This window comes from Stenotrophomonas sp. Ps181, assembly GCF_025697425.1.
Classification (GTDB): Bacteria; Pseudomonadota; Gammaproteobacteria; order Xanthomonadales; family Xanthomonadaceae; genus Stenotrophomonas; species Stenotrophomonas sepilia.
On record NZ_JAHWBI010000001.1, the window covers coordinates 173,249 to 196,336 of the forward strand.

Sequence of the window (23,088 nt, forward strand, 5' to 3'; positions counted from 1 at the left end):
GGCGGCCGGCCCGCGCGCCGTGCCACGACCTTGATCCCGAATTGACGCAAAGCTGTCAGACTCATCGCAGGCAGCCCGGCAAGGGCCGTAGCAGCAGGTGCGATCGCGCAGGGGGGGGCAATGCCATTCTTCACCGATTCGGCGGAAGGCGCGGTCGAAGGCATTGGCGCGGCACGTCGCATCGGCTGGATGCGTTTCGTCGGCAATGGACTGGGGGCAATCCCCATCGCTTCGATCATCCTCGAACGCCACGATGGGCCGCTGGCATGGGCCCTGCTGCTGCTCAACGCGTTGGCGTGGCCTGCGCTGGCATTGATGCTGACCCAGCGCTCCGCCCAGCCCGCGCTCGTCCAGTTCCGCTGCATGGTGGCCGACTCCTTTTTCGGCGGTGGCTGGATCGCCTTCATGGCGTTGAGCGCGGTGCCCAGTGCACTGTTCACCGCACTGCTGGTGGCCGACAAGATCGCTGCCGGTGGCGTTCGCCTGGCGATGCGTGCCACGCTGGCCCTGCTGCTGGGCTTCGCTCTGACCTGGTGGACGCTCGGCTTCCCTTACCAGCCGGTCACTTCGCAGCGCACGATCGTGCTGAGTGTCCCGTTCCTGTTCGTGTATGGCATCGGCCTGAGCATTCTCAGCTGGCAGCTGGCGCGCCGGGTCAAATCGCAGAACCGCCAGCTGCAGCGGCTCAGCCGGATGGATCCGCTGGTCGAGCTGGCCAACCGTGGTTTCCTGATCCTGCGTGCGCAGCAGGCGCTGGACCGGGCCCAGGGCCAGGGCGGCCTTGCCTGCCTGCTGATGCTCGATGTGGACGACTTCAAGCGCATCAATGACTCGCATGGCCACCGCGCCGGTGACGAGGTGCTGCGGCATATCGCGGCGACATTGCGCACCGTTGCCCGGCCCGGTGATACGCCCGCGCGGCTGGGGGGCGATGAGTTCGTGGTGCTGCTGCGCGACTGCGCGCCTGTGGATGCGATGCACGTGGCCGAGCGGGTGCGCCTGCACCTGCTCGAGGCCGCGCGGCAGGCCACGCCGGGTGTGGAATTCAGCGTCAGTATCGGCATTGCGGCCACGCCGCGTGGCGGCAGTGTCGAGGACTGGTTGGCACTGGCCGACCGCGCGCTGTACCACGCCAAGCGCCAGGGCAAGAACACCGCCAGCTACGGCGAGTGAGCGCGCGTGGGGACGGCACGGCTGCTGCCGGCCGAGGATGAAATGCCCATTCATCCTGCACGCGGAATCAGCACGCCAATCCTCTACCATGGGCCACCCCGCCCGGACGCGCTCCCATGCAAGACGCTCTCGTTGCCCAGCCCAAGCCCCCCATTCCAAGGATCGCGGCGTGGCTGATGATGCTGCTGGGCATGTGGCTGGCGCTGAAACTAGGCCTGGTGGTCACCCTTCTGTCCGGCCTGCTGGTGTTCCAGCTGACCCACCTGCTGGCCTCCACCGTGGAAGGCAGGCTGCCGCCGGGACGCGCACGGGCGATCGCAGTGATCGTGCTGTCGGCGATCATCATCAGCGCGCTGGTACTGGCCGGGATCGGCGTGGCCTCGTTCTTCCGCAACGAGACCGGCGGCCCGGATGCATTGCTGGCGCGCCTGATGGAGATTCTCAACACCTCGCGGCACCAGGTGCCGGCGCTGCTGCAACCCTACATTCCCGAGGACATGCCGGCACTGCGCGCGGCGCTGAACGACTGGGCCGCCGAGCATCAGCGCCAGCTGGGCGTGGCCGGTACCTCGGTGGTACAGGTCGGTGTGCGCGTGCTGATCGGCATGGTGCTCGGCGCCATGATCGCGCTGTATGACGAACTGCCGCTGCCGAAGATGGGCCCGCTGGCGCAGGAGCTGATCGGGCGCACCAGCCGCCTGGCCACCGCGTTCCGCCAGGTGGTGTTCGCGCAGGTGAAGATCTCGCTGCTCAACACCGTGTTCACCGCGATCTTCCTGCTGGGCGTGCTGCCGTTGTTCGGCGTGCACCTGCCGCTGTCCAAGACCCTGGTGCTGATCACTTTCCTGGCCGGCCTGCTGCCGGTGGTGGGCAACATCATCTCCAACACGATCATCACCATCGTCGCACTGTCGGTCTCGTTCTACGTGGCGGTGGCGGCGCTGCTTTACCTGATCGTGATCCACAAGCTGGAGTACTTCCTCAACGCACGCATCGTCGGTGGTGAAATCCAGGCGCGGGCCTGGGAGCTGCTGCTGGCAATGCTGGTGATGGAGGCGGCCTTCGGCCTGCCGGGCCTGGTCGCCGCGCCGGTGTTCTATGCCTACGTGAAGCGCGAACTGGTCGACCAGCGCTGGATCTGACGCGGCGGGGCATGATGTGTTCGCCCCGGTTCCAGCGTTCGCACGACCTTGCCGGTGCGTTCGCGGCGGGCACGATATACCCACGGCCACGGCTGGCCCATTAGCGGCTTGGCGCCTGTGCAGGCGGCCGCTACAGTGTTCCGCACGACAGGGGAAATGTGCATGGCCCGCAAGGCGTCGCCCATCGGATTGCGGACCTGGGTCTGGATCCTGGCCGGGCTGTTCGTACTCTGTACGCTGCCGCTGATGGCCATCGCACTGGTGCAGGGCACGCTGCGCTTCACCGCCGCCGAGGACAACCTGGCCAGCCTGCGCCAGCTGCGGCAGACCTTCGACCTGGCCAACCGGGTGTCGGCCGAGCGCGGCCCCGCCAACAGCCTGCTGGGAGCCAATACGGCCGATGCGGCCGAACAGGCCCGGCTGGCCGCGCAGCTGGCGGTTGCGCGCAAGCGGGTCGACACTGCCCTGCTGCAACTGGACGCCGTGTTCAAGGCCGATCCGGGCGTGGTCGACGAGCATGGGCTGCTGGCCGACGTGCAACGTCGCCTGCAGTTGGCGCGGGCCGCGGTGGACCAGGTGGCGGCACAGCCGCACGACGCGCGCCGGGTGGAAGACGTGGAGCGCGCGATCAGCAGCATGTTCGCCGTGGTCGATCGCCTGCACGTGTTGACCTCGGCGCAGATCAGCGTGCTGGTCAGTGCCGACCGCGAAGCGGCGATCCCGGCGATGCAGGGCCAGGTGCTGATCGACCTGCGCGAGCATGGCGGCCGCCTGGCCTCGAACGTGATGGCGCCGGTGGCGGTACCGGGGGCCTGGCGTGACGAACAGGTGCGGGCTGCATTGCAGACCGAAGGACGCCTGCTGGAACTGTGGCGGCTGGCAGGCAGCCATGAAGCCGTGTTCCGCAGCGATCCGACGCTGTCCTGGCATTGGGACATGGCACGCCGCCAGTTCTTCGGCGAATCGCTACCGATGATCGAACAGCTGATCGAAGATGGACGGCGTGGCGTGCCGCCGCCGTGGACCGCCGCCGAGTTCACCACGCGCTACGTACCGACCCTGCGGTCGCTGGAAGCGCTGCGTGATGGTTACCTGAGCGTGTCCATCGCCCGTTTCGAGCGCACCCGCAACCGCGAAGCGACGCGCCTGGTGGTGCTGGTGGCGACAGTGCTGGGCACGCTGGTGGTGCTGGGCGTGGCGCTGCGCATTGCCCATCTGCAGATCCTGCGGCCGCTGCTGCAGGCGCAGAAGCAGGTCATCCAGATCGCCTCGGAAGCCCCCGGCCCGGAGCAGCATGTGACCCACCCGCTGGCCGAGATGCAGCGCCTGTTCGATGCCATCGAAGTGCTGCGCGAGAAGTCGCGCGAGCGCTCGGCATTGACCAGCGAGCTGCGCCAGCTGGCCGGCACCGATGAACTGACCGGGTTGTTGAACCGGCGCGCGCTGGACCAGAGGGTGCAGCAGCGCCATGCCGACGGTGGCAACAGCGCGGTGGTGATCCTGCTTGACGTCGATCGCTTCAAGGCCATCAACGACGGCCATGGGCATGCTGCTGGCGACCAGGTGCTGGTGCAGGTGGCACAGCTGCTGCAGCGCCACCTGCGCCGCAGCGACAGCATCGCCCGCTACGGTGGCGAGGAATTCCTGGTGCTGCTGGCAGACGGCGATCTGGCCGGCGGCCGCCAGTTGGCCGAGTCGCTGCGCGTGGCCATGCGGCAGCTGGACATCGCACTGGCCGGAGGCAACGTGCTGCGGGTCACTGCCAGCTTCGGCGTCGCCGAGGGGGGCACCGATGCGCTGGGCTGGCGCACCCTGCTGCGTGCCGCCGACGCGGCGATGTACCAGGCCAAGGCGCAGGGCCGCGACCGCGTGCGGGTGGCCGGCGGCGGCCGCAACGCACGTTGAGCACACGCATCAGCCGACGCGCGCATGCACGCGCCGCAGCGTGCGCGCGATCATCCGGCGCGCGATGGGACGCGGCACCGAGAGCCCGCGCCAGCGCAGCGCACCCACCCGGAAGGTAGCGCTGGCGGTAGCCAGTACCTTGCCGCCCGGGTCGGTCAGCCAGCCACGGGTGAAGGCGATGCTGCCCTTGCTGTGCTCGACCTCGCCCCAGCCGATGATCCGCCCGGGCCGCGCCGGACTGACGAAACTGGTCTTGGATTCCACCGTGACCGCGATGCGGTTGGCGGGCAGTGTGGCGTAGATCGCCGGCCCCATGCAGTCATCCAGCATCGCCGACAGGAAGCCTCCCTGCACGTTGCCCATCGGGTTGGTCAGCATCGGCCCGGCGTCGAACTCGACATGGATGCGGCGCAGCGCATCGTCGTAGTCGACGAATCGCCAGCCGAGCAGGGTGCCCGCCTGGGAGGGCGGCAGATCACCGTTGACCACGCTGTAGAAGATCGATTCGGGATTCATGGGAGCCTCGATGGAGGGAGAGGAGGGAGCACGCATCAGGACAGTGCCAACAGGGCCAGCACGAATCCGATGACCGACAGCAGCGCCACCATGGCGCCAGCGGGGACGGGTGTGCGTGCACCGGTGCGTCGCCGCACGCCGGAAGCGACCAGTACCGGCGGCACGGTGGCGACCAGGCAGAACAACTGGAAGGCCAGCAGTTGCGGCAGCGCGAAGTGTCCGCCGAAGAAGATCAGCCAGGCCAGCATCACGCCGGCGCCGGCCAGTGCGATCCACCCAGCGCCGACTACGCGGATGAGTGCCATCAGCAGCACCTGCATGCGCGGTTCGATCTCCGCCCACGACATGCCCACGGCCTGCGCGTGGTAGGGCATGAAGTCGGAACGTTTCAGATAGGCCCAGCAAACAGGGAGACAATGAAGAACGCCAACAGGTAGCAGCCGAACGCGAGCCAGGCGAACAGATCCATGTGGAGGCCATGCGGTTGCAGAGGAGTCGCCGCGTGCACGCCGCCTGCCATGCCGGTCATGCCACGGGGTTGCGCGATTCTCGGACACCCCCCTGTTAGCCGGCTGTGGTGCTTCGCAGGGGCGTTCCTCCATCTGCTTTTAACGTGGGTGTGGTGGTGTGGAGTACGTCACACACAGACCACGCGCCCTATCTCGTTTCCCGTGAAGAGGCCGCAAGCGCTCATCCACTTTCCGGTCACCGCTCTGCGCAGACGCTGGGCGTCCCTCCGATCAAGGACCGCGCCGTGACCCAGCTCACCCTCCCAGAACTTGCCAAGAAAATGGCCGACATCGATTTCACGATGCTTCAGACCCACGCCGGTGGAGAAATTGCCGGTCGCCCGATGAGCAACAACGGTGACGTGGACTATGACGGTGACAGCTGGTTCTTCACCATGGAAGACACCGACATGGTGCGCGAGATCGAGGCTGACCCCAGCGTCGCGCTGGGTTTCTCCGGCAGCAAGTCGCTGCTGGGCAAGCCGCCGCTGTTCGTGCACGTGCAGGGAAGGGCGGCGCTGGTGCGCGATCGGGCCACGATGCGCGAGCACTGGGTGAAGGACCTGGAACGGTGGTTCGAACAGGGAGTGGATACACCGGGACTGGTACTGATCCATGTGCGCGCCAGCCGCATCCACTACTGGGATGGCGAGGACGAGGGCGAAATCACAGCCTGATCCCGGCGCGGGGGGGGCCGGCGGCAACGCGGCCGTTGCACGCCACGCCCGGGCTTTGCCATCCTCCCCGCTGCGTTCCGTACCGTGGAGTTCCAATGCGCCCTGCCTCCTGGCTGATCCTGGCCCTGCTGCCTGCCCTGGCGGCGGCGCAGCCTGCGCGTGCACCCAAGGCCAGCGCACAGGCGCAGGACCCTTTCAGTGAGTTGTTCGATACCGCCTGCATGCAGCACATCGGCGCGCCGGCGCGGTTGCAGTCGTTGATGGAATCAAACGGGCTGTCACCGCTGCAGCCTGCCGAGGCGGCAACGTTGCTGCAGGGGCAGTCGGGCGTGGCCTGGATGGTGCCGCTGGCCAGCGGCCGCTATGCGGTCAGCTGGGCTGACGATGGCACGTGCACGGTCTACGCCGAAAAGGCCGACGCGGCGGTCGTGCAGAAGGGCTTTGCCCGGTTGGTGCAGGCGGCGCCGAAGCCGTTGCAGGCGCGCTCGCTGCCAGGCCGTGGGCCGCTGTCGGCGGACCAGGTGGCGATCCAGTACGGCTGGGCCACGCCGGGGCAGGCCAAGCTGCAGGTGCGTTTCCGGCTGGTCACGCGGCAGGCAGCCGAGGCCGGCGTGCAGGCGATGGCCTCGGTGACGCCGGGCGAAGCGATGCTGGAGCAGGCTGCACCCAGCCGGTAACGCTGGCCCCGCGCCGCGCAGACCGCCCCTGCCTGCGATTCAGCCTTTCACGCAGGTTGTGATATATCGTTTATCGATAAACCCACCCGGGGCGGCGAGGCCGCCCCAATGCCGGAGGCCGCTTGACCGCTCGTCCCGCCCGCGCCAGGCCCGCGCGAGGCTTGTTCACCCTGGCCCAGGCCGCCGTCCAGGCCGTCCGGGCGATGTGCTGGCTGGGCATCCTGGCCGCACTGCTGGCGGTGCCGCTGGTCGCCCACGACCGCCGCTGGCTGCTCGACAACGTCCACGATGCCGCTGCCGCTGCTGCACACGGCAACGCTCTGTTCCTGCACTTCTGCCTGGGGCTGGCTGCGATCGTCGCGCTGCTGGTGCTGTGCCTGCTGTTCCTGCGCCATCTGCTGCGGTTGCTGAAATCGGCGGCGCGCGAAAGGCCGTTCACCCACGCCAATGCGCAGCGCCTGCAACGGATGGCGTGGCTGATGCTGGCGATGGAGCTGCTGTCTATCCTGATCGGCGCCTACGCGGCCTGGATGGGCCCCGACTTCACCTGGATGGAGGTGGGCGGCGGCATGTCGATCACCGGGCTGGTGGCGGTGCTGATGCTGTTCGTGCTGGCACGCGTCTTCGCCGTGGGGGCGGCGATGCGCGATGACCTCGACGGTGTCATCTGATGGCAATCATCATCACCCTGGACCGCGTGCTGCAGGAACGGGGCATGACCCTGTCCGAGCTGGCCGGGCGCATCGACATCACCCTGGCCAACCTGTCGATCCTGAAGACCGGCAAGGCGCGCGCCATCCGCTTTTCCACGCTCGATGCGATCTGCCGCGAGCTGCAGTGCACGCCTGGCGACCTGCTCGGGCACGACCCGTCGCGCGCGCAGGACGCAGACTGAGTGTTTGTTCTTCTCCCTTACCTACTGACGAAACGGACCTGAAATGGAATGGTTGGCTGACCCCTCGATATGGATGGGCCTTGCAACCCTGGTCGTGCTTGAGATCGTGCTCGGCATCGACAACCTGGTGTTCATCGCGATCCTGGCCGACAAGCTTCCCCCACACCAGCGCGACCGCGCGCGGGTGATCGGCCTGGCACTGGCGCTGCTGATGCGGCTGGTGCTGCTGGCGGCGCTGGCCTGGATCATGAAACTGACCGAGCCGCTGCTTACGCTGTTCGAGCACAGCTTTTCCGGGCGTGACCTGATCCTGCTGGGCGGTGGCCTGTTCCTGCTGTTCAAGGGCACCATGGAGCTGCACGAACGGCTGGAAGGCCGCGAGCACCACGACGATGGCAAGAAGGTCTACGCCAGTTTCGCCATGGTCGTGGCGCAGATCGTGGTGCTCGACGCGGTGTTCTCGCTGGATTCGGTGATCACCGCCGTCGGCATGGTCGACAACCTGGGCGTGATGTACGCCGCGGTGACCATCGCCATGGCGCTGATGCTGCTGGCCAGCAAGCCGCTCACCCGCTTCGTCAACAAGCACCCGACAGTGGTGGTGCTGTGCCTGGGCTTCCTGCTGATGATCGGCTTCAGCCTGGTGGCCGAAGGCCTGGGCTACAAGATCCCGAAGGGCTATCTGTACGCGGCCATCGCGTTCTCGATCCTGGTGGAAGCCTTCAACCAGTGGGTGCGTTTCAACCGTGAGCGCAACGAGCGCCGCCAGCCGTTCCGCCAGCGCACCGCCGACGCCGTTCTGCGCATGCTGGGGGCACGCCCGGCCAACGGCCACGTCGATGGCCACGGCGAGGAAGAACATGCAGACGAGGAGCGGCTGCAGCCGGCCGAGCACGAGATGATCCGCAGCGTGCTGGGCCTGGCCGATCGCCCGGTGTCCAGCGTGATGACCGTGCGCGCCGACGTGCAGTGGATCGACCTGGCCCGTGGCCACGAGGATGTGGTGGCGCGCCTGGTGGCATCGCCGCATACCCGCCTGCTGGTGGGTGAGGGTGACCTGGACAGCCTGCGTGGCGTGGTGCAGAGCCGCGACCTGCTGGCCGACCTGCTGCAGGGCAAGCCACTACAGCTGGAAGGCAACCTGCGCGCGCCGCAGTACGTACTGTCCAGTGCCAGTGCGCTGCAGGCGCTGGAGCTGATCCGCCAGCATCCGGTGCCGCTGGCGGTGGCCGTGGACGAGTACGGCAGCGTGGAAGGCCTGGTGACCGCCAATGACCTGCTGGCGGCCATTGCCGGCGACCTGGCCGACACCCAGGACGAACGCTACGGCGCGGTGGCGCAGGGCGAGGACGAATGGGAGGCCGATGGCGCGCTGACTCTCGATGACCTGCAGCGGATGACTGGCGTGGATCTGCCGCGCAGCGCCGATTACATGACCATTTCCGGCCTGGTGCTGGACCAGCTGGGGCGCCTGCCCGACGTGGGCGACAGCGTGGAAGTGGCCGGTTTCCGGATCACCGTGCTGGCGATGGAAAAACGCCGTATCGCCCGCCTGCGGGTGCAGCGCCTCGACGGAATGGCTTGACGCACCTGTTGTTGTAGCGCCGAGCCCATGCTCGGCTGCAGGTTGAAATGCCAAGCATGGGCTCGGCGCTACACAACACCGCCCGCAGCGGTCACCATGGCGGCCCGCTTTCTTTCCAGGATGGTTGCAGTGCTGAGTACGATCGGTTTGTTGATGGGCCTGTATGTGGCCTGGCGCCTGTTCTGGCCACAGCGCATGCCCACTTGGCTGAAGGTCGTGCTGTCGCTGCTGCTGGTGGGCGTAGCCGTGCAGCTGCGTATCGTCGCCGCCTTCTGGGGCACCATGGCGTCGCCGGAAATTCCGAAACTGGCCATCGCCACGCTGGCCACCGGCTCCACGGCGGTGTTGCTGTTGGCGTTGCTGATGCTGGCGATGGATGTGGGCCTGCTCGCGTCCCGCCTGCTGCGCTGGCCACGTGCGGTAGCCGCATTGCGCACGCGGCGCTTGCGGCCGGCGGCCGGCGTGCTGGCCCTGCTGGTCAGTGGGTATGGCGTCAGCCAGGGCATGGCGGTGCCCAAGCCCCGGCAGATCGAGGTGAGCATCGCCGGGCTGCCCGCTGCGTTCGACGGCTATCGCGTGCTGCAGCTGACCGACATCCATGCCAGTCGCCTGCTGACCGGCGACTGGGTGCGCAAGGTGGTGGATGAGAGCAACGCACTGACGCCGGACCTGATCGTGATCACCGGCGACCTGATCGACGGCAGTGTCGAGGCCCGCCGTGACGACGCGCGTCCACTCGCGGACCTGCGGGCGCCGGACGGCGTCGTCGCCATCACCGGCAACCACGAGTACTACGCGCAGTACCAAGCGTGGATGCAGGCGTTCCGCGCGCTGCACATGCAGGTGCTGGAGAACAGCCACATGCAGGTACGCCGTGGCGACGCGGCGCTGACCATTGCCGGGGTCACCGATCCGGTGGCCGCACGCTACGGCCTGCCGCTGCCGGATCTGGACGCCGCCTTGGCCGGCGCCGATCCCGCTGCGCCCGTGATCCTGCTCGATCACCGCCCGCGCAATGCACGTGCGGCAGCGGCGCGCGGCGTCAAACTGCAGCTGTCCGGCCATACCCACGGCGGGCAGATCATCGGCATGGACCAACTGGTGAAGCGGGCCAATGGTGGCTTCGTGTCCGGCCGCTACGACGTGGATGGGATGACGCTGTACGTGAGCAATGGTGCGGGCCTCTGGGCCGGTTTCCCGGCACGCATCGGCGTGCCTTCGGAGATCACCCTGGTAACATTGCGCCGCGCGCCGTGACCTGAAGTGGGGCAGATCCCTTTCCGCCGAGAATTGGCTGCCTATCGTGCTGGGATCCCTCTGTAGAGCCGAGCCCATGCTCGGCTGAACCAGAGGCAGCCGAGCATGGGCTCGGCTCTACAAGTAACCGCCTCCTTGAGAACTCCGCAGCGGTGGCCGCGCATGCGCACTTCGGCGCAGCGCCTGCGCCCGCTTGGCGATCCAGCGCACCACGAAGGCGGTGAACAGCAGTGCCGACGGCACCGCATACCAGAAGTTGCCCGGCACGCGCTTGAAGTACGAGTAGGTGAACACCGCCGCGATGATCCACATGCCGGTCAGGTGCAGGCGACGCCAGGCGGTGGGGCCCATGCGCCGGGCGATCCCCCGATGCGAGGTGATGGCCAGCGCCAGGATGGCGATGTAGCCCACCGTGCCCGGAAGGTTGGCCAGCGCGGATCGTGCTGGCCAGAACGCCGGGTTGAGGATGCCGAAACTGATGATGGCGATGGCATGCAGCAGGTGCGAGAACGCGAAGGACAAACCGACGGTGCGCCGTTCGCGCAGCAGGAACCGGGTGAACGGGCCGGGCAGAAGGCTGGCGAACGACGATGCGGTGAACGCCGCCAGGAACAGCAGGAACGATGTGCGTGCAGTGACCCGGATCGCCGCACGGCTGCCTTCGGCTGCATCGGGATACAGGGCGAAGGCCGCCAGCGCGAATGCGATCAGGACCACGGCGATGGCCACGAACAGGCGCCAGCCGTGCAGCAGAGGGGGATTGGAAACGGCCATGATCAGACCTCGAAGTAGGGGATGGGTAGCACCGGCCGCTGGCCGGTCAAGGAACGGGTAGTGCCGGCCGCTGGCCGGCAACCTCAGAAAGCAGGCAATGCAACCAGCACGCCCGCCGCGCACAGCTCGCCCAGAACGGGCACGCAGGCCACGCGCAATGCGTCCGTTGCCATGCCATGTGTTTCGGACAGCACCAGCAGTGCCTCATCCACCGGCGCGCCGTCGTCACCGAAGACCGATAGCAGCGCGTAGGCCAGCGGTGACGGTTGCTCGACCTGCAGGCTGAAATCGGCGCGGCGCCGGATCACCAGCAGCGTGGGAGCTGCGCTCAGCACCGGCTCCAGGGCCTCGTCCTCGTGCACCGGCCACTGGTAGCCCAGCACCCGCACCAGCGGCGAAACCGCCAGCACATCGCTGCCCCCGGGAACGCGGTGCAGCGACCGCCCGGCGTCACGCGCTTCAATGTGCAGCGACTGCTGCGTGCTCTCGTAGTGCGCCAGTTCCGCTGCCCAGGCCGGGAGTGCCAGCGTGTCCTGCACTGCCAGCCAGGCCGCGAACTCGCCGGCGATCTGTGGGAACAACGGGGTCTGGCAGGCGTGGCGGGCGTAGTAGTGCTCCACTGTGTCACGCCAGCGTGGCGTGCCCAACTGCTGTTGCAGGCGCGGCAGGCTGCCGGCCAGCAGAGTGTCCAGGCTGTCGATGCACAGGCGGCGGTAAACCGCCAGCCTGGCCGCCTCGACGCCGTCGGGTGCGGCCATTGCTGGGTCGCGCACATGATCGGCCCAGCGCCGTTGCAGCGTAGCCAGCGACTCAGCCATGGGCCACCTCGGGTGAACGTGCCTCGACCTGCGCTTGGCGGATCTGCGCAACCTCGGTCAGCAACTCCGCCAGCGGCGGGAAGTTGAAGTCGCGTTCGAGCAGCGTGGGGCGCACGCCGACCCGCGCATAGGCCTCGCGCAACAGCGCCCAGACCACGCCTTTCACCGGGGCACCGTGGGTATCGATCTTGAAGCCATCGTCTTCATCGAAATGGCCGGCCACATGCAGCGAGGCGACACGGTGGGACGGCACGCGGGCCAGGAATTCGAAGGCGTCGTAACCGTTGTTGCAGGCGTTGACGAAAACGTTGTTGACGTCCAGAAGCAGGTCGCAGTCGGCTTCGGCGAGCACGGCGTTGATGAAGTCGATCTCGCTCATGTCCGCGCCGGCAACGGCGTAGTAGGAGATGTTCTCCACGGCGATGCGTCGGCCCAGCATGTCCTGTGCCCGGGCGATGCGACCGGCGACATGGTGTACAGCCTCGGTGGTGAACGGCAGCGGCAGCAGGTCGTAGACATGGCCGCCGGCAGCGCAGTAGCTCAGGTGTTCGCTGTACAGCTGCACCTGGTGCAGGTCGAGGAAGGCACGGGTCTGTGCCAGCAGGGTGCGGTCCAGCGGATCAGGACCTCCCAGCGACAGCGACAGGCCGTGGCAGGTCAGGGGATGGCGCTCGCTGAGCTGGCGCAGTGCGGCGCCGTGTGCACCGCCGACGCCGATCCAGTTGTCAGGGGAGACTTCGAGGAAGTCGATGGCACCGGCCGGCATTGCCAGCAGTTCGTCGATCAGGCCACGGCGCAGGCCAAGGCCGGCGGCATTGAAGGGCAGGGGCAGGGACATGGCGGATGCTCCAGAGAAAGGGCGCCGCCTTGAAGGCGGCGCCGGTTGGACGTCGATCAATCGGTAACGCGGGAGAACAGGCCCTTCGGCATCGGCTTGCCGTTGGCGGTGTAGACGCTGCGCAGGTAGTCGTGCGCTTCCTGCTCGCTGATGTAACCGTCGTGGTCGGTGTCGATGCGGTCGAACTCGGCAGCACGCTTGGCGGCCACGGCGTTGAACTCGGCACGCGAGACCTTGCCGTCGTGGTCACGGTCGGTGCGGGCAAACGAGGCGTCGCCGCACTTGCCTTCACCACACTGGCCTTCGGCCACCTTGGCCTTGCCGGCGGGCTTGCCGGCGGTGGCCTTGTTGGCCCCGCACTTGCCTTCGCCGCACTTGCCTTCGGCGGCGGCGCTCATGGCTACGGCGCTGATCGCCAGCGGTTGGATCGCTGCGGCCTGGCCGGCCAGCAGCAGGCCACCGGCCAGGGCGATGCCGATGGCACCCATGCGCGGCAGGCGGGAGGAGGGGGTGTTCTTGGTCGAGGCGGACATGGTGGTGACTCCTTGGGAATGGCACGCCAGGCGTGCGGGATGGACGCCGCCTGAAGGCGACGGAAACGAAAGGAAGAAGCGCGGGATGGGGCGAAGCAGGTCAGGCGGTGCGACGACGGCGCAGCACGTAGCCCAGCAGCAGCACGCCACCAAGCAGGGCGCCGCCGAAGCCGATGCCGGGCAACAGCGCGGCAACCGGCAGCAACAGGGCGATCAGGCTGACGCCCCAGCCCAGGCCGTCACTGCCGACGGGGGCATGCTGTGGGCCGGCCAGCAGCCGGTCCACGCTGAGCGCGCCACCGCCGTTGAGGATCAATGGCAGCAGCATGGCCAGGAACAGCAGCGGCAGCTTGAAGTTGCCGTAGCCCTGGTCGGTGATCGCATAGCCCTGCCAGAGTTCACCCAGGCCGTTCCACTGGTCGGGCCAGTGCACGGCGGCGATGGCGACCACCGTCAACACCCAGAAGACGTAGGCCACCGAGCGCGTGGCCAGGCCGAGCAGCAGCATCACCGCACCCACCAGTTCCAGCCAGGTGGCCAGCTGCCAGTTCAACGATGCGGGCAGGGTGGAGAACGGGAACGGGAAGCGGCCTTCCAGGTCGGCGAACCAGTTCTGGCCGCCCAGCTTCTCGCGGCCGGACTCAAAGAACTCCCAGGCCAGCAGCGTGCGCAGCGCCAGTGGCGAGAGCCAGCGGCCGACGGCGTCCAGGCGGGGGGTATACACGGAAGAGGCGGTGCTGATCATGGTGGTGTCCTGCGGGCCAGTGGTCGATGGAGGCCATTCCAGGCGGTGCAGGTATCGGCAACGTGTGCCGTTGCCCGGGGTTTTGTCAGCGACTGTGGCCGCGACCGGGGTTTCGTACAGTCGGATACAAAGACGATGCGTGGATGCACATCGGGGCGTTGCGCGCGCGCGGGGAACGATATCCAGCCGGTAGCGGCCGGCCTGGCCCGGCGCGCGAATGTATCCCACTGTAGAAACCCGCCTGCGCCCTACAGTCCGGTACAACTCCGCGCTACGGAGAAACAGCGCCGATACACCGGCAGGCGGAAATGGCCACTCCCAACACCGGAGTGCCACCCATGATCCGTATCTCCTTGCTTGCCGCCGCTCTCGCCCTGGCCAGCGCTGCCGCCCCCGCCTTCGCTGCCCAGGCCGATATCGCTGCACCGCCCACCGTCATCCTGGTGCACGGCGCGTTTGCCGATGGCTCCAGCTGGAGCAAGGTCATCACCACGCTGCAAGACTGGAAGGTGCCGGCGGTGGCGGTGCAGAACCCGCTCACCTCGTTGGCCGACGATGTGGCCGCCACCCGCCGCGCGATTGCCGCCGCGCCCGGCAAGGTGGTGCTGGTCGGCCACAGCTGGGGTGGCACGGTCATCACTGAAGCGGGCAATGACCCGAAGGTGCAGGCGCTGGTGTACGTGGCGGCCTTCGCACCGGATGCAGGGCAGTCTTCAGCGCAACAGGGCGAAGGCTTCCCGGTCGGGCCGGGCCTGGCCCGGCTGCAGGAGAGGGATGGCTACCTGACGTTGCCGGCCGATGCCATCGCCCAGGACTTCGCGCCGGACGTGATGAAAAAGTCGGCCGCACTGCTGTACAGCACGCAGGTCCCGTTGAAGGCCAGCGCGCTGGGCGAGGTGGTGAACGTTGCGGCGTGGCGCAGCAAGCCGAGCTGGTACGTGCTCAGTCGTGATGACCGCATGCTGTCGCCACAGCTGCAGGCCGCGACCGCACGTCGCATCGGTGCACAGCTGCAATCGATCGGCAGCAGCCATGTGTCGCTGCTTTCGCATCCGGCGCAGGTGGCCGACAGCATCCTGGAAGCGGCGGGGGTGAAGCCGGCGGAACTGCCGCTGGCCGAGCAGGGGGGCTGAACGATGGCCGCCCTGCGAGGGTACGCACTGCCGTTGCTGCTGGGCCTGCTGGGCGGAGCAGCGTTGTTGCTGGCCTGGTCCAGCCCGGAGGCCGGTGCGCAGTCGGCACAGGCCCTTCCCGCCGCCGGGTTCGACGGTGGCGGGCCCTGGCACAACAGCTCGCCGCTCACACTGAAGCAGTTGCGGGGGCAGGTCGTGCTGGTCGAGTTCTGGACCTATACCTGCAGCAACTGCCTCAACGTGGCGCCGTATGTCCACCAGTGGCATGCACGCTACGCGCCGCAGGGCCTGAGGGTGATCGGCGTGCATACGCCGGAGTTCGCCCATGAAGGGCTGCCCGGCAACGTGCGCAAGGCCATCGCACGGTTGGACATCACCTGGCCGGTGGTGCAGGACAACCAGTACCGGATCTGGAACGCCTGGGGCAACCGCTTCTGGCCCGCACTGTACCTGCTGGACCGGCAGGGGCGGGTGGTCTACCGCCATTACGGCGAGGGCGACTACGCACGTACCGAAAGCGAGATCCAGCGCCTGCTGGCCAGCCCCTGAGCCGCGCTACCATGGCCGCGCCGCGCGGCCCTGAGCTCCGTCTTCATCGAGAACGCAATGAACCATGTACCGCACATCCTGGTCGTCGACGATGACAGCGAGATCCGCCAGATGCTGGCCGACTACCTGCAGCGCAACGGCCTGCGCGTGAGCCAGGCCGACGGTGGCCGCGCGATGCGCGCGCTGATGGATACCCATGCCGTGGATCTGGTGGTGCTGGACGTGATGATGCCGGGCGAGGACGGCCTGAGCCTGTGCCGCAACCTGCGCGCCGGCAAGCATCGGGCGGTACCGGTGGTGCTGCTGACCGCGCGCGACGACGAGACCGACCGCATCATCGGCCTGGAAATGGGCGCCGACGACTACGTGACCAAGCCCTTTTCTTCGCGCGAGCTGCTGGCACGCATCAATGCGGTGATCCGTCGCACGCAGATGCTGCCGCCGAATCTGCAGGTAAGCGAAGCTGGCCGCCAGTTGGCCTTCGGCGAGTGGCGCCTGGATACCACCGCCCGCCACCTGCTGGACGCACAGGACACCGCATATCCGCTCAGCGGCGCCGAGTTCCGCCTGTTGCGCGTGTTCCTCGACCACGCCAATCGGGTGCTCAGCCGCGACCAGCTGCTCAGCCTCACCCAGGGCCGCGATGCCGAACTGTTCGATCGCTCTATCGACCTGCTGGTGAGCCGCGTGCGCCAGCGCCTGGGTGACGACGCGCGCGAGCCGACCTACATCAAGACCGTGCGCAGCGAAGGGTATGTGTTCAGCGTACCGGTGCAGTTGCTGGGGCCGGACGAATGAACACCGCCGCACGCCGTCCACGCTGGCCGCGCACGCTGTCGGCGCGTCTGCTGCTGGTGCTGCTGGGCGGACTGGCCCTGGCCCACGCACTGTCCTTCGGCCTGCTCTTTTTCGAACGCTACCAGTCCACCCGCAGCATGATGCTGCGCAACCTCGACGAGGATGTGGCGGTGAGTGTCGCGCTGCTGGAACACCTGCCTGCGGAGCAGCGTGAGGCCTGGGTGCCGCGGCTGGAGCGGCGCACCTACCGTTATCTGCTGCGCCCGGCCGCGGCCGGACCAGGGCTGCAGACCGATCGTGCACGCCAGGTCACGGCGATCATCGACGACAGCCTGCAGCACCGCTATCCGTTGCAGGCGCGCCAGGTGGCTCGCCTGCCGGAGCGGTTCGAGGTAGAACTGCGCCTGCACGACGGCACACCCTTGACCATTGAAGTCACTCCGTCGGGCCTGCCGCTGGCACGTTGGCTGCCCGCCGTGCTGCTGGTGCAGCTGGCGCTGCTGCTGGTGTGCGCGTGGCTGGCGGTGCGTCTGGCCCTGCGCCCGCTGCAACAGCTGTCGCATGCGGTGGAGCATCTGCAGCCGGGCAAGGACGGGCCCGCACTGCCTGAAGATGGCCCCGCCGAAGTGGGCGGCGCGGCGGCCGCACTCAATGCACTGCAGGCACGCATTCGTGGCCATGTCAGTGAACGCCTGCAGATCCTGGCCGCGATCTCCCATGACCTGCAGACCCCCATCACGCGCATGAAGCTGCGGGTGGAGACCCTGCCCGAAGACAGCACCCAGCAGCGCCTGCTGGCCGACCTCGATCACCTTGGGCACCTGGTGCGTGAGGGCGTGGCCTATGCGCGCAGCAGCCACGTTGCCGCTGGCGCGCCGGTGTCGATGGACCTGGGCGCGTTCCTCGCCAGTGTGGTCGGCGACTACGAGGACATGGGCAAGCCGGTCACTGGCGGTGCGCCCGCTGGACTGGTCGTGCAGACCTGGCCGCAGCCGCTGCGCCGCGTGGTCGGCAATCTTGTCGACAACGCATTGCGCTACGCCGGCGCCGCCGAGATCGAGGCGGGCCGCGATAAGGCCGGAAGGGTGTGGATCAGCATTTCCGACCGTGGCCCCGGCATTCCCGAGAACCAGCTGCAGGCAGTGCTGGCGCCGTTCCACCGGCTGGAAAGCTCGCGCAATCGTGATACCGGGGGCACCGGCCTGGGATTGGCCATCGCGGTGCAGCTGGCGCAGTCGCTGGGTGGTTCGCTGAGGTTGCACAACCGCGAGGGTGGCGGGCTGCGGGCGGAACTGCAGCTGCCGGGCTGAGTTGCCCGGCCTTGTGTTCCAGCAAGGATGCTTCTGCTTCGGCCTTGGCGGTGAGCGCTTCGCCGGTCTTGAAACCCAGTGCATGCAGGCAGCCGACAGCCGATGACCGGCATTTCACCCGGTCCATGCCACGCTGCGCGGAACCTGCCCAACCGGGATAGAGGCTGTTGAAGGCGAATACGCAATGACCGCGGCGCGGCAGCGCTCGATGTGGGTGGCGGGCCTGTCCACGGTGGTGGAGTGGTACGACTTCACCCTGTACCTGTACTTCGCCACGGTGCTGTCGCGGGTGTTCTTCGGCGGTGGCGAGCAGGCGTTGCTGGTCACCTTGGCCGGTTTCGCGGTGTCCTACCTGATGCGTCCGCTGGGCGCGCTGTGCTTCGGCCACCTGGGCGACCGCCTGGGCCGGCGCTGGATGCTGCTGGCGTCGATGGCGTTGATGGCAGCGGCGATGCTGGCCACTGCGCTGCTGCCGACTGCGGCCTCGGCAGGCACCACGGCGGGCGTACTGCTGCTGGTACTGCGCTGCGTGATGGCGTTCTCGGTGGGCGGTGAATACACCGGTGTGGTGGCGTACCTGCTGGAAAGCGCACCGGCGCGGCGACGCGGCCTGGTGACCTCGCTGGCCTCGGCCGCCAGTGAGGTGGGCGCACTGCTGGCGGTGGCGATCTCTGCACTTACCGTCGCGCTGCTGCCCACCGCGGAGCTGGACAGCTGGGGCTGGCGGATTCCGTTCCTCGTCGGCGCTGCGCTTGCGCTGGTGATCCTGATTGCGCGTTCGGGCATGCACGAGTCGCCGGAGTTCGAGCGCCAGCGCCGCGAAGGCAGCATTCCCGCCACACCGCTGCGGCATGTGCTGCAGCGGCATCCGTTGGCGGTGGCACGCACCTTCGCGATCTCGGCGCTGGGATCGATCACCTACTACGTGGGCATCACCTATGTGCCTGCATTCCTGCACGCGCAGGGCCACAATGAGGGTGACGCACTGTGGCTGTCGACGATCGCGGCGGTGGCAGTGATCGCGATCACGCCCCTGTGTGGCGCATTGTCGGACCGCGTTGGACGACGGCCGGTGTTGTTGGGCCTGACCGTGCTGGCAGCGCTGTTGCCGCTGTCCCTGTTTGCGTGGATGGCACAGGCGACGGCGCTGGGCATCGTGCTGGCTGCGGTGCTGCTGGCTTGCGTGGCCGGCGGTGTAAGCGCGGTGGCGGCGCCGGCCACGGCAGAGCAGTTCCCCGGCGAAGGCCGGGTCAGCGGGCTCGCACTGGGGGTAACCATGGCCACGGCGGTGTTCGGCGGTGCGACGCCGTGGCTGGCGCAATGGTGGGTGGAACGCAGCGGCTGGGCGGCGGCGCCGGGCGCGATGATCGCGCTGGTGGCGGTGCTGGTGCTGCCGGTGCTGTGGACCCTGCCCGAGACGGTCCCGGGCAGGGCCAGGCGCTAGCCGGTCAGACCTTCAGGGTCTGCTCGATGTCGGCCAGTACCGCAGCCGCATCCACGCCGATGGCAATCGACTGCACCACGTGGCCGTCCCACACGCTCGGGCCGAAGGCCAGGCCTTCCGGCTTGGGAATGGTCATGCCGCGGGCAACGCCGTCGGTGGCCACGCGCACGCTGGCGCGCTCGAACTGGAACAGCTCAGGGCGGGTCAGCGCGATGCACGCGCAGCAGTCGTGCACGACCATGCCCTTGTGGCCGGCCTGCAGGTAGAAGTCCACGTAATCCTGCGACAGCGCACGGACCAGCTCGGCGTCGGCACCGCCGATGGCGGCCAGCTTATCCAGGCCGTCACGGTCCATTTCCACGCGGGTGGTCACGTCCAGGCCGATCGCGGTGACCGGCCAGCTGGCGGTGAACACCACGTCGGCCGCTTCGGCATCGCCCCAGATATTGGCCTCGGCGGCCGGGGTGATGTTGCCGTTGACGTGGAAGGCGCCGCCCATGATCACCACGCCGCGCACCAGGCCGGCGATGTCCGGGGCCTGCTGCAGGGCAAGAGCCAGGTTGGTCATGCGGCCGACCGCGACCAGGGTCACTTCGCCCGGATGGGCGCGGACCAGGTCGATGATCAGCTGGTGGGCGGGGCGCGTGTCGGCGGCCACGTCCAGTTCGGCCGGCACCGGGTGGTTGCCCAGGCCGTTGTGGCCATGGATGTGGACCGGCCAGGCTTCGGGGGTGGCTTCCGGCTGCAGCGGGCCACCGGCGCCGCGCGCGACCGGGGCGGCAAAGCCCCAGGCCTGCTTCAGGTACAGCGCATTGTGCGTGGTCGACTCCACCGAGGCATTGCCGAAGGTGGTGGTGACACCGATCAGGTCGATCTGGGCGTGCTTGTGCAGGTACAGCAGGGCCAGGGCGTCGTCGACGCCCGGGTCGGTATCGAAAATGACTTTCAGCATGTTGTTGTTCTTCTTCTTCCGTGTGGTGCGGGGGGCGCCGGCGGCCACGGGGCAGGCCGGCGCGCCCCCACATTGTCCCATCTTCATGACAGGCAGGGCCATTGCCGGGGTGGCAGGCCATAATGCCCCCAGTCCAGGCATGGAGTCGCCGAATGCTGATCGTTGCCCTTCTGCTGGTCCTGCTGGTGCTGGGCCTGAACGTGGTGGCCACCGTGGTGATCGTCAGGCGTGATGGGCTGTCGGCGGGTGGCCGGACGGTGCAGTTGCTGCTGGTCTGGCTGCTGCCGCTGGTCGGCGCCATCCTGTGCATGGCGGTGGCCACGGCCGATGGCTCCGGGATCCGGGGCGACAACAGTTTCGGCGGTGGCTACGACCATCCGGGCGGCCATTCCGGCGACAGCTACAGCCATCACAGCCACAGCAGCTCCGACTGCAGCAGCGACGGTGGCAGCGGTGACGGTGGCAGCTGCGGTGGTGGCGATTGACGAGATGTTCCAGGATGCCGGCCGGCGGTCGGCACTACCAGGGCGTGACCTCGGCTGGGTAGTGCCGGCCGCTGGCCGACACCCTCATCCGCTCAACCGCCGCCTTCGGTCGGCAAGGGCGCCGGCACGTTCAACAGCCCGCCCGCTGCCACATAGGCGGCCAGGGCCTGGCCCTGGCTGAGCAGATGGCGTTCCATGGTGCGTTCGGCAGCCTGCGCGTCGCGGCGGCGGAAGCACTCCATCAACTCGCGGTGTTCGGCCAGCGACTGCGCGGTGCGGCCTGGAGTCAGCAGCTGGCGGCCGCGATGCATCTTCAGGATGCGGTGCAGGTCGTGGGTGATGCGGATCAGCCACGGATTGCCCGCGTAATGCTGCACGGTTTCGTGGATCAGGTAGTTGTTGCGGTAGTACTCGGCAATGTTGCCCTCGGCCGCCGCGGTTTCCATCGCCGCATGCAGGTCTTCCAGCTGCTGCACGCCGGCATCATCGATGTGCCTGACCGCCTCGTGTGCGCAACGGCCTTCCAACATGGCCATTACCGGGAACAGCTGGTTGAGGTCTTCCAGCGTCAACCGGGTGACCCGGCTGCCACGACCTGCGTCGATCTGTACCAGGCCTTCGGCGGCCAGCAGCTTCAACGCCTCGCGCAGCGGCGTGCGGCTGATGCCCAGTTCTTCGCACAGCGCGGGCTCGTCGATCCACTCGCCCGGCGGCAGCCGGTAGTCGTAGATGCGCTCGCGCACGTGGTCGGCCACCTCTTCATACAGAGGCGCGCGCTTCTTCGGTGATCGCGGGGCAGGGGCAATGGCCATGGAGGAAGTGTACCGCCAGGTAGTGCCGGCCGCTGGCCGGCAACCCGTGATCGCTGGATGGCTTCATGAGATTGCCGTCCAGCGGCCGGCACTACCGCTGGGTGGTTACATCCAGCCGGGCACCACGAATACCAGCCAGGCCAGCAGCGGTCCAAGCGCCACCACAAGACCGCTGTAGACCAGAAAGCGGCGGAACAGGGTTTCGCGCTCTTCCTTCGCTGCCGAGGCCACCACCAGTGCGCCATTGGTGGAGAACGGGCTGACATCGACGATGGTGGACGACACCGCCAGCGCGCAGATCACGCCGGCGGCGCTGAGGTGACCCTGCATCAGGAACGGTACCGCCAGCGGAATCGTGGCGCCCAGCACTGCGGCCGACGAGGCGAATGCAGAGACGATGCCACCCACGTAGCAGACCAGCAGTGCACCCAGCAGCGGGATGCCGATGTCGGACACACCATTGCCGATGAAGTCCACCGCGCCGGCATGTTCCAGTACGCCGATGTAGGTCACCACGCCACAGATCAGCAGCACGGTGGACCAGCTGATGCCATCGACCGCACCCTTCTGGCTTTGTGGCGACAGCAGTGCCAGCGCGACAGCCACGGTGATCGAGACCAGACCGACGTTGAGGTTGTAGATCAGCGCGGCCACGCCCAGGCCGAGCAGGCCGATCAGGGTGAACAGGCGCTCGCGGGTCAGGCCCACCGCATCCAGTGCCGCCGGATCATTGCTGAGCGTGCCGCCACCTGCTGCGACCAGCGCGCCATGGCCTTCGATCGCGAATTGGCGCGACGACGCCTGCGGGCCACCGGCCATCGCCGGTTCGGCATTGCCGATCGTTCCTGCCGCGGTGATCGAGCCGCGACGCAGCAGGGCGATGCCACCGAAGGCGAAGAAGCAGATCGTCGCCATCATGAAGTTGAAGCCCAGGCTGGTCAGGAACACCGCCATCTCGGTCACTTCCAGCCCGGCCTTCTGCACTACGCCATTGGTGATGCTGCCGTACACGCTGATCGGCGAGAAGCCGCCCGCCTGTGCGCCATGGATGACCAGCAGGCCCATCATCAGTGGGTTGATGTTGTACTGCTTGGCAAAGCGCAGCGCGACCGGGCCGATGATCGCGACCGCCGCCGGGCCCAGCGCGCCGAAGGCGGTCAGCACCGCGGTGATCACGAACATCACCCACGGGATGGCCACGATATGGCCGCGCACGGCTTTTACAGCCCAGTGCACCAGCAGGTCGATGGTGCCGTTCTTCTGCGCGATGGCGAACAGGTAGGTGATGCCGACCAGGGTCAGGAACAGATCGCCGGGAAAGCCTGCCAGGACCTCCTTGCCGCCCATGTCGACCCACAGCCCACCGATGATGAAGGCCAACGCGAAGGCGACCGCGCCCATGTTGATCGGCATCGCCGTGGCGACGATGAACATGATCACCAGACCGATGATCGTTGCGATTTGTGGACTCATGCGCCCTCCCAGACACGTGACTCACGTACAGCGCGGATGGAGACCCGCCATCCCCGGGGTAAGGCGACGTACTGCGTGATGCGTGATA

Annotated in this window: 25 protein-coding genes; 15 read left to right on the forward strand and 10 right to left on the reverse strand. The window is 67.8% G+C overall.

What is annotated here, in order from left to right:
• Positions 1-120: 120 nt before the first annotated feature.
• The 3 genes from KXV01_RS00860 (at position 121) to KXV01_RS00870 (ending at position 4,220) form a co-directional block, all read left to right on the forward strand.
• Positions 121-1,173, forward strand: coding sequence for a sensor domain-containing diguanylate cyclase (locus KXV01_RS00860; RefSeq protein ID WP_099495234.1), 1,053 nt, complete (start codon positions 121-123; stop codon positions 1,171-1,173).
• Between the two features lie 116 nt (positions 1,174-1,289).
• On the forward strand, positions 1,290-2,315 hold the full coding sequence (locus KXV01_RS00865; RefSeq protein ID WP_072168658.1) for an AI-2E family transporter: 1,026 nt from the start codon (positions 1,290-1,292) through the stop codon (positions 2,313-2,315).
• Between the two features lie 162 nt (positions 2,316-2,477).
• Entirely contained in the window at positions 2,478-4,220 is a 1,743-nt protein-coding gene (locus KXV01_RS00870) for a GGDEF domain-containing protein (protein WP_099486884.1), read from the forward strand.
• 9 nt (positions 4,221-4,229) lie between these two features.
• On the opposite strand, the gene KXV01_RS00875 is transcribed toward KXV01_RS00870, so the two are convergent.
• On the reverse strand, positions 4,230-4,736 hold the full coding sequence (locus tag KXV01_RS00875; RefSeq protein ID WP_049438577.1) for a PaaI family thioesterase: 507 nt from the start codon (positions 4,734-4,736) through the stop codon (positions 4,230-4,232).
• A gap of 35 nt (positions 4,737-4,771) precedes the next feature.
• Positions 4,772-5,110 carry a hypothetical protein gene (locus tag KXV01_RS00880; RefSeq protein WP_258390894.1) on the reverse strand — a complete coding sequence of 113 codons (339 nt, stop codon included), beginning with the start codon at positions 5,108-5,110 and terminating at the stop codon, positions 4,772-4,774.
• A gap of 380 nt (positions 5,111-5,490) precedes the next feature.
• Here KXV01_RS00880 and KXV01_RS00885 point away from each other — a divergent pair, with 380 nt between their 5' ends.
• The 6 genes from KXV01_RS00885 (at position 5,491) to KXV01_RS00910 (ending at position 10,336) form a co-directional block, all read left to right on the forward strand.
• Positions 5,491-5,922 (forward strand): pyridoxamine 5'-phosphate oxidase family protein, encoded by a 432-nt coding sequence (locus KXV01_RS00885; RefSeq protein ID WP_099495236.1) that lies wholly within the window; start codon positions 5,491-5,493, stop codon positions 5,920-5,922.
• A 95-nt stretch (positions 5,923-6,017) separates the two neighbouring features.
• Positions 6,018-6,599, forward strand: a complete 582-nt coding sequence (locus tag KXV01_RS00890; protein WP_099495237.1) for a hypothetical protein — start codon at positions 6,018-6,020, stop codon at positions 6,597-6,599.
• 203 nt (positions 6,600-6,802) lie between these two features.
• The gene (locus tag KXV01_RS00895) at positions 6,803-7,270 is read left to right on the forward strand and encodes a DUF2975 domain-containing protein (RefSeq protein WP_099486882.1); all 468 of its coding nucleotides are present in this window, start codon (positions 6,803-6,805) and stop codon (positions 7,268-7,270) included.
• The gene (locus KXV01_RS00900; protein ID WP_049416521.1) at positions 7,270-7,494 is read left to right on the forward strand and encodes a helix-turn-helix transcriptional regulator; all 225 of its coding nucleotides are present in this window, start codon (positions 7,270-7,272) and stop codon (positions 7,492-7,494) included. The genes KXV01_RS00895 and KXV01_RS00900 overlap by 1 nt, the downstream gene beginning before the upstream one ends.
• Positions 7,495-7,537: 43 nt before the next feature.
• On the forward strand, positions 7,538-9,079 hold the full coding sequence (locus tag KXV01_RS00905; RefSeq protein ID WP_099495238.1) for a TerC family protein: 1,542 nt from the start codon (positions 7,538-7,540) through the stop codon (positions 9,077-9,079).
• 120 nt (positions 9,080-9,199) lie between these two features.
• Positions 9,200-10,336, forward strand: a complete 1,137-nt coding sequence (locus KXV01_RS00910) for a metallophosphoesterase (RefSeq protein ID WP_099486820.1) — start codon at positions 9,200-9,202, stop codon at positions 10,334-10,336.
• A gap of 117 nt (positions 10,337-10,453) precedes the next feature.
• On the opposite strand, the gene KXV01_RS00915 is transcribed toward KXV01_RS00910, so the two are convergent.
• The 5 genes from KXV01_RS00915 to KXV01_RS00935 form a co-directional block, all read right to left on the reverse strand.
• The gene (locus tag KXV01_RS00915) at positions 10,454-11,110 is read right to left on the reverse strand and encodes a ferric reductase-like transmembrane domain-containing protein (protein ID WP_099495239.1); all 657 of its coding nucleotides are present in this window, start codon (positions 11,108-11,110) and stop codon (positions 10,454-10,456) included.
• An 83-nt stretch (positions 11,111-11,193) separates the two neighbouring features.
• A complete protein-coding gene (locus KXV01_RS00920) occupies positions 11,194-11,928 on the reverse strand; it encodes a putative DNA-binding domain-containing protein (protein WP_099495240.1) in 735 nt (244 codons plus the stop codon).
• On the reverse strand, positions 11,921-12,766 hold the full coding sequence (locus KXV01_RS00925; protein WP_099495241.1) for a DUF692 domain-containing protein: 846 nt from the start codon (positions 12,764-12,766) through the stop codon (positions 11,921-11,923). Before KXV01_RS00925 ends, KXV01_RS00920 begins: the two co-directional genes overlap by 8 nt.
• A 56-nt stretch (positions 12,767-12,822) precedes the next feature.
• A complete protein-coding gene (locus KXV01_RS00930; RefSeq protein ID WP_263467471.1) occupies positions 12,823-13,299 on the reverse strand; it encodes an EF-hand domain-containing protein in 477 nt (158 codons plus the stop codon).
• A 100-nt stretch (positions 13,300-13,399) separates the two neighbouring features.
• A complete protein-coding gene (locus KXV01_RS00935) occupies positions 13,400-14,044 on the reverse strand; it encodes a DoxX family protein (protein WP_049416534.1) in 645 nt (214 codons plus the stop codon).
• 338 nt (positions 14,045-14,382) lie between these two features.
• On the opposite strand from KXV01_RS00935, the gene KXV01_RS00940 reads away from it, so the two are divergent.
• The 5 genes from KXV01_RS00940 (at position 14,383) to KXV01_RS00960 (ending at position 19,278) form a co-directional block, all read left to right on the forward strand.
• Positions 14,383-15,177: an alpha/beta hydrolase gene (locus KXV01_RS00940; protein ID WP_049416535.1), complete on the forward strand. Its 795-nt coding sequence runs from the start codon at positions 14,383-14,385 to the stop codon at positions 15,175-15,177.
• A 3-nt stretch (positions 15,178-15,180) separates the two neighbouring features.
• On the forward strand, positions 15,181-15,726 hold the full coding sequence (locus KXV01_RS00945; protein ID WP_049438585.1) for a redoxin family protein: 546 nt from the start codon (positions 15,181-15,183) through the stop codon (positions 15,724-15,726).
• A 57-nt stretch (positions 15,727-15,783) separates the two neighbouring features.
• On the forward strand, positions 15,784-16,524 hold the full coding sequence (locus KXV01_RS00950) for a response regulator (RefSeq protein ID WP_005415664.1): 741 nt from the start codon (positions 15,784-15,786) through the stop codon (positions 16,522-16,524).
• The gene (locus tag KXV01_RS00955; RefSeq protein WP_111096435.1) at positions 16,521-17,834 is read left to right on the forward strand and encodes a HAMP domain-containing sensor histidine kinase; all 1,314 of its coding nucleotides are present in this window, start codon (positions 16,521-16,523) and stop codon (positions 17,832-17,834) included. The genes KXV01_RS00950 and KXV01_RS00955 overlap by 4 nt, the downstream gene beginning before the upstream one ends.
• A gap of 184 nt (positions 17,835-18,018) precedes the next feature.
• Positions 18,019-19,278, forward strand: a complete 1,260-nt coding sequence (locus KXV01_RS00960) for an MFS transporter (RefSeq protein WP_111096434.1) — start codon at positions 18,019-18,021, stop codon at positions 19,276-19,278.
• Between the two features lie 4 nt (positions 19,279-19,282).
• Here KXV01_RS00960 and KXV01_RS00965 read toward each other — a convergent pair whose 3' ends face one another.
• The gene (locus tag KXV01_RS00965; RefSeq protein WP_049414213.1) at positions 19,283-20,230 is read right to left on the reverse strand and encodes a nucleoside hydrolase; all 948 of its coding nucleotides are present in this window, start codon (positions 20,228-20,230) and stop codon (positions 19,283-19,285) included.
• A 152-nt stretch (positions 20,231-20,382) separates the two neighbouring features.
• Here KXV01_RS00965 and KXV01_RS00970 point away from each other — a divergent pair, with 152 nt between their 5' ends.
• Positions 20,383-20,715, forward strand: a complete 333-nt coding sequence (locus KXV01_RS00970) for a hypothetical protein (RefSeq protein ID WP_100477718.1) — start codon at positions 20,383-20,385, stop codon at positions 20,713-20,715.
• Positions 20,716-20,807: 92 nt separating this feature from the next.
• On the opposite strand, the gene KXV01_RS00975 is transcribed toward KXV01_RS00970, so the two are convergent.
• Together KXV01_RS00975 and KXV01_RS00980 are read right to left on the reverse strand one after the other, a co-directional pair.
• Positions 20,808-21,527 (reverse strand): GntR family transcriptional regulator, encoded by a 720-nt coding sequence (locus tag KXV01_RS00975; protein WP_049414197.1) that lies wholly within the window; start codon positions 21,525-21,527, stop codon positions 20,808-20,810.
• A 105-nt stretch (positions 21,528-21,632) separates the two neighbouring features.
• The gene (locus tag KXV01_RS00980) at positions 21,633-23,000 is read right to left on the reverse strand and encodes an SLC13 family permease (protein ID WP_111096433.1); all 1,368 of its coding nucleotides are present in this window, start codon (positions 22,998-23,000) and stop codon (positions 21,633-21,635) included.
• Positions 23,001-23,088 lie beyond the last annotated feature (88 nt).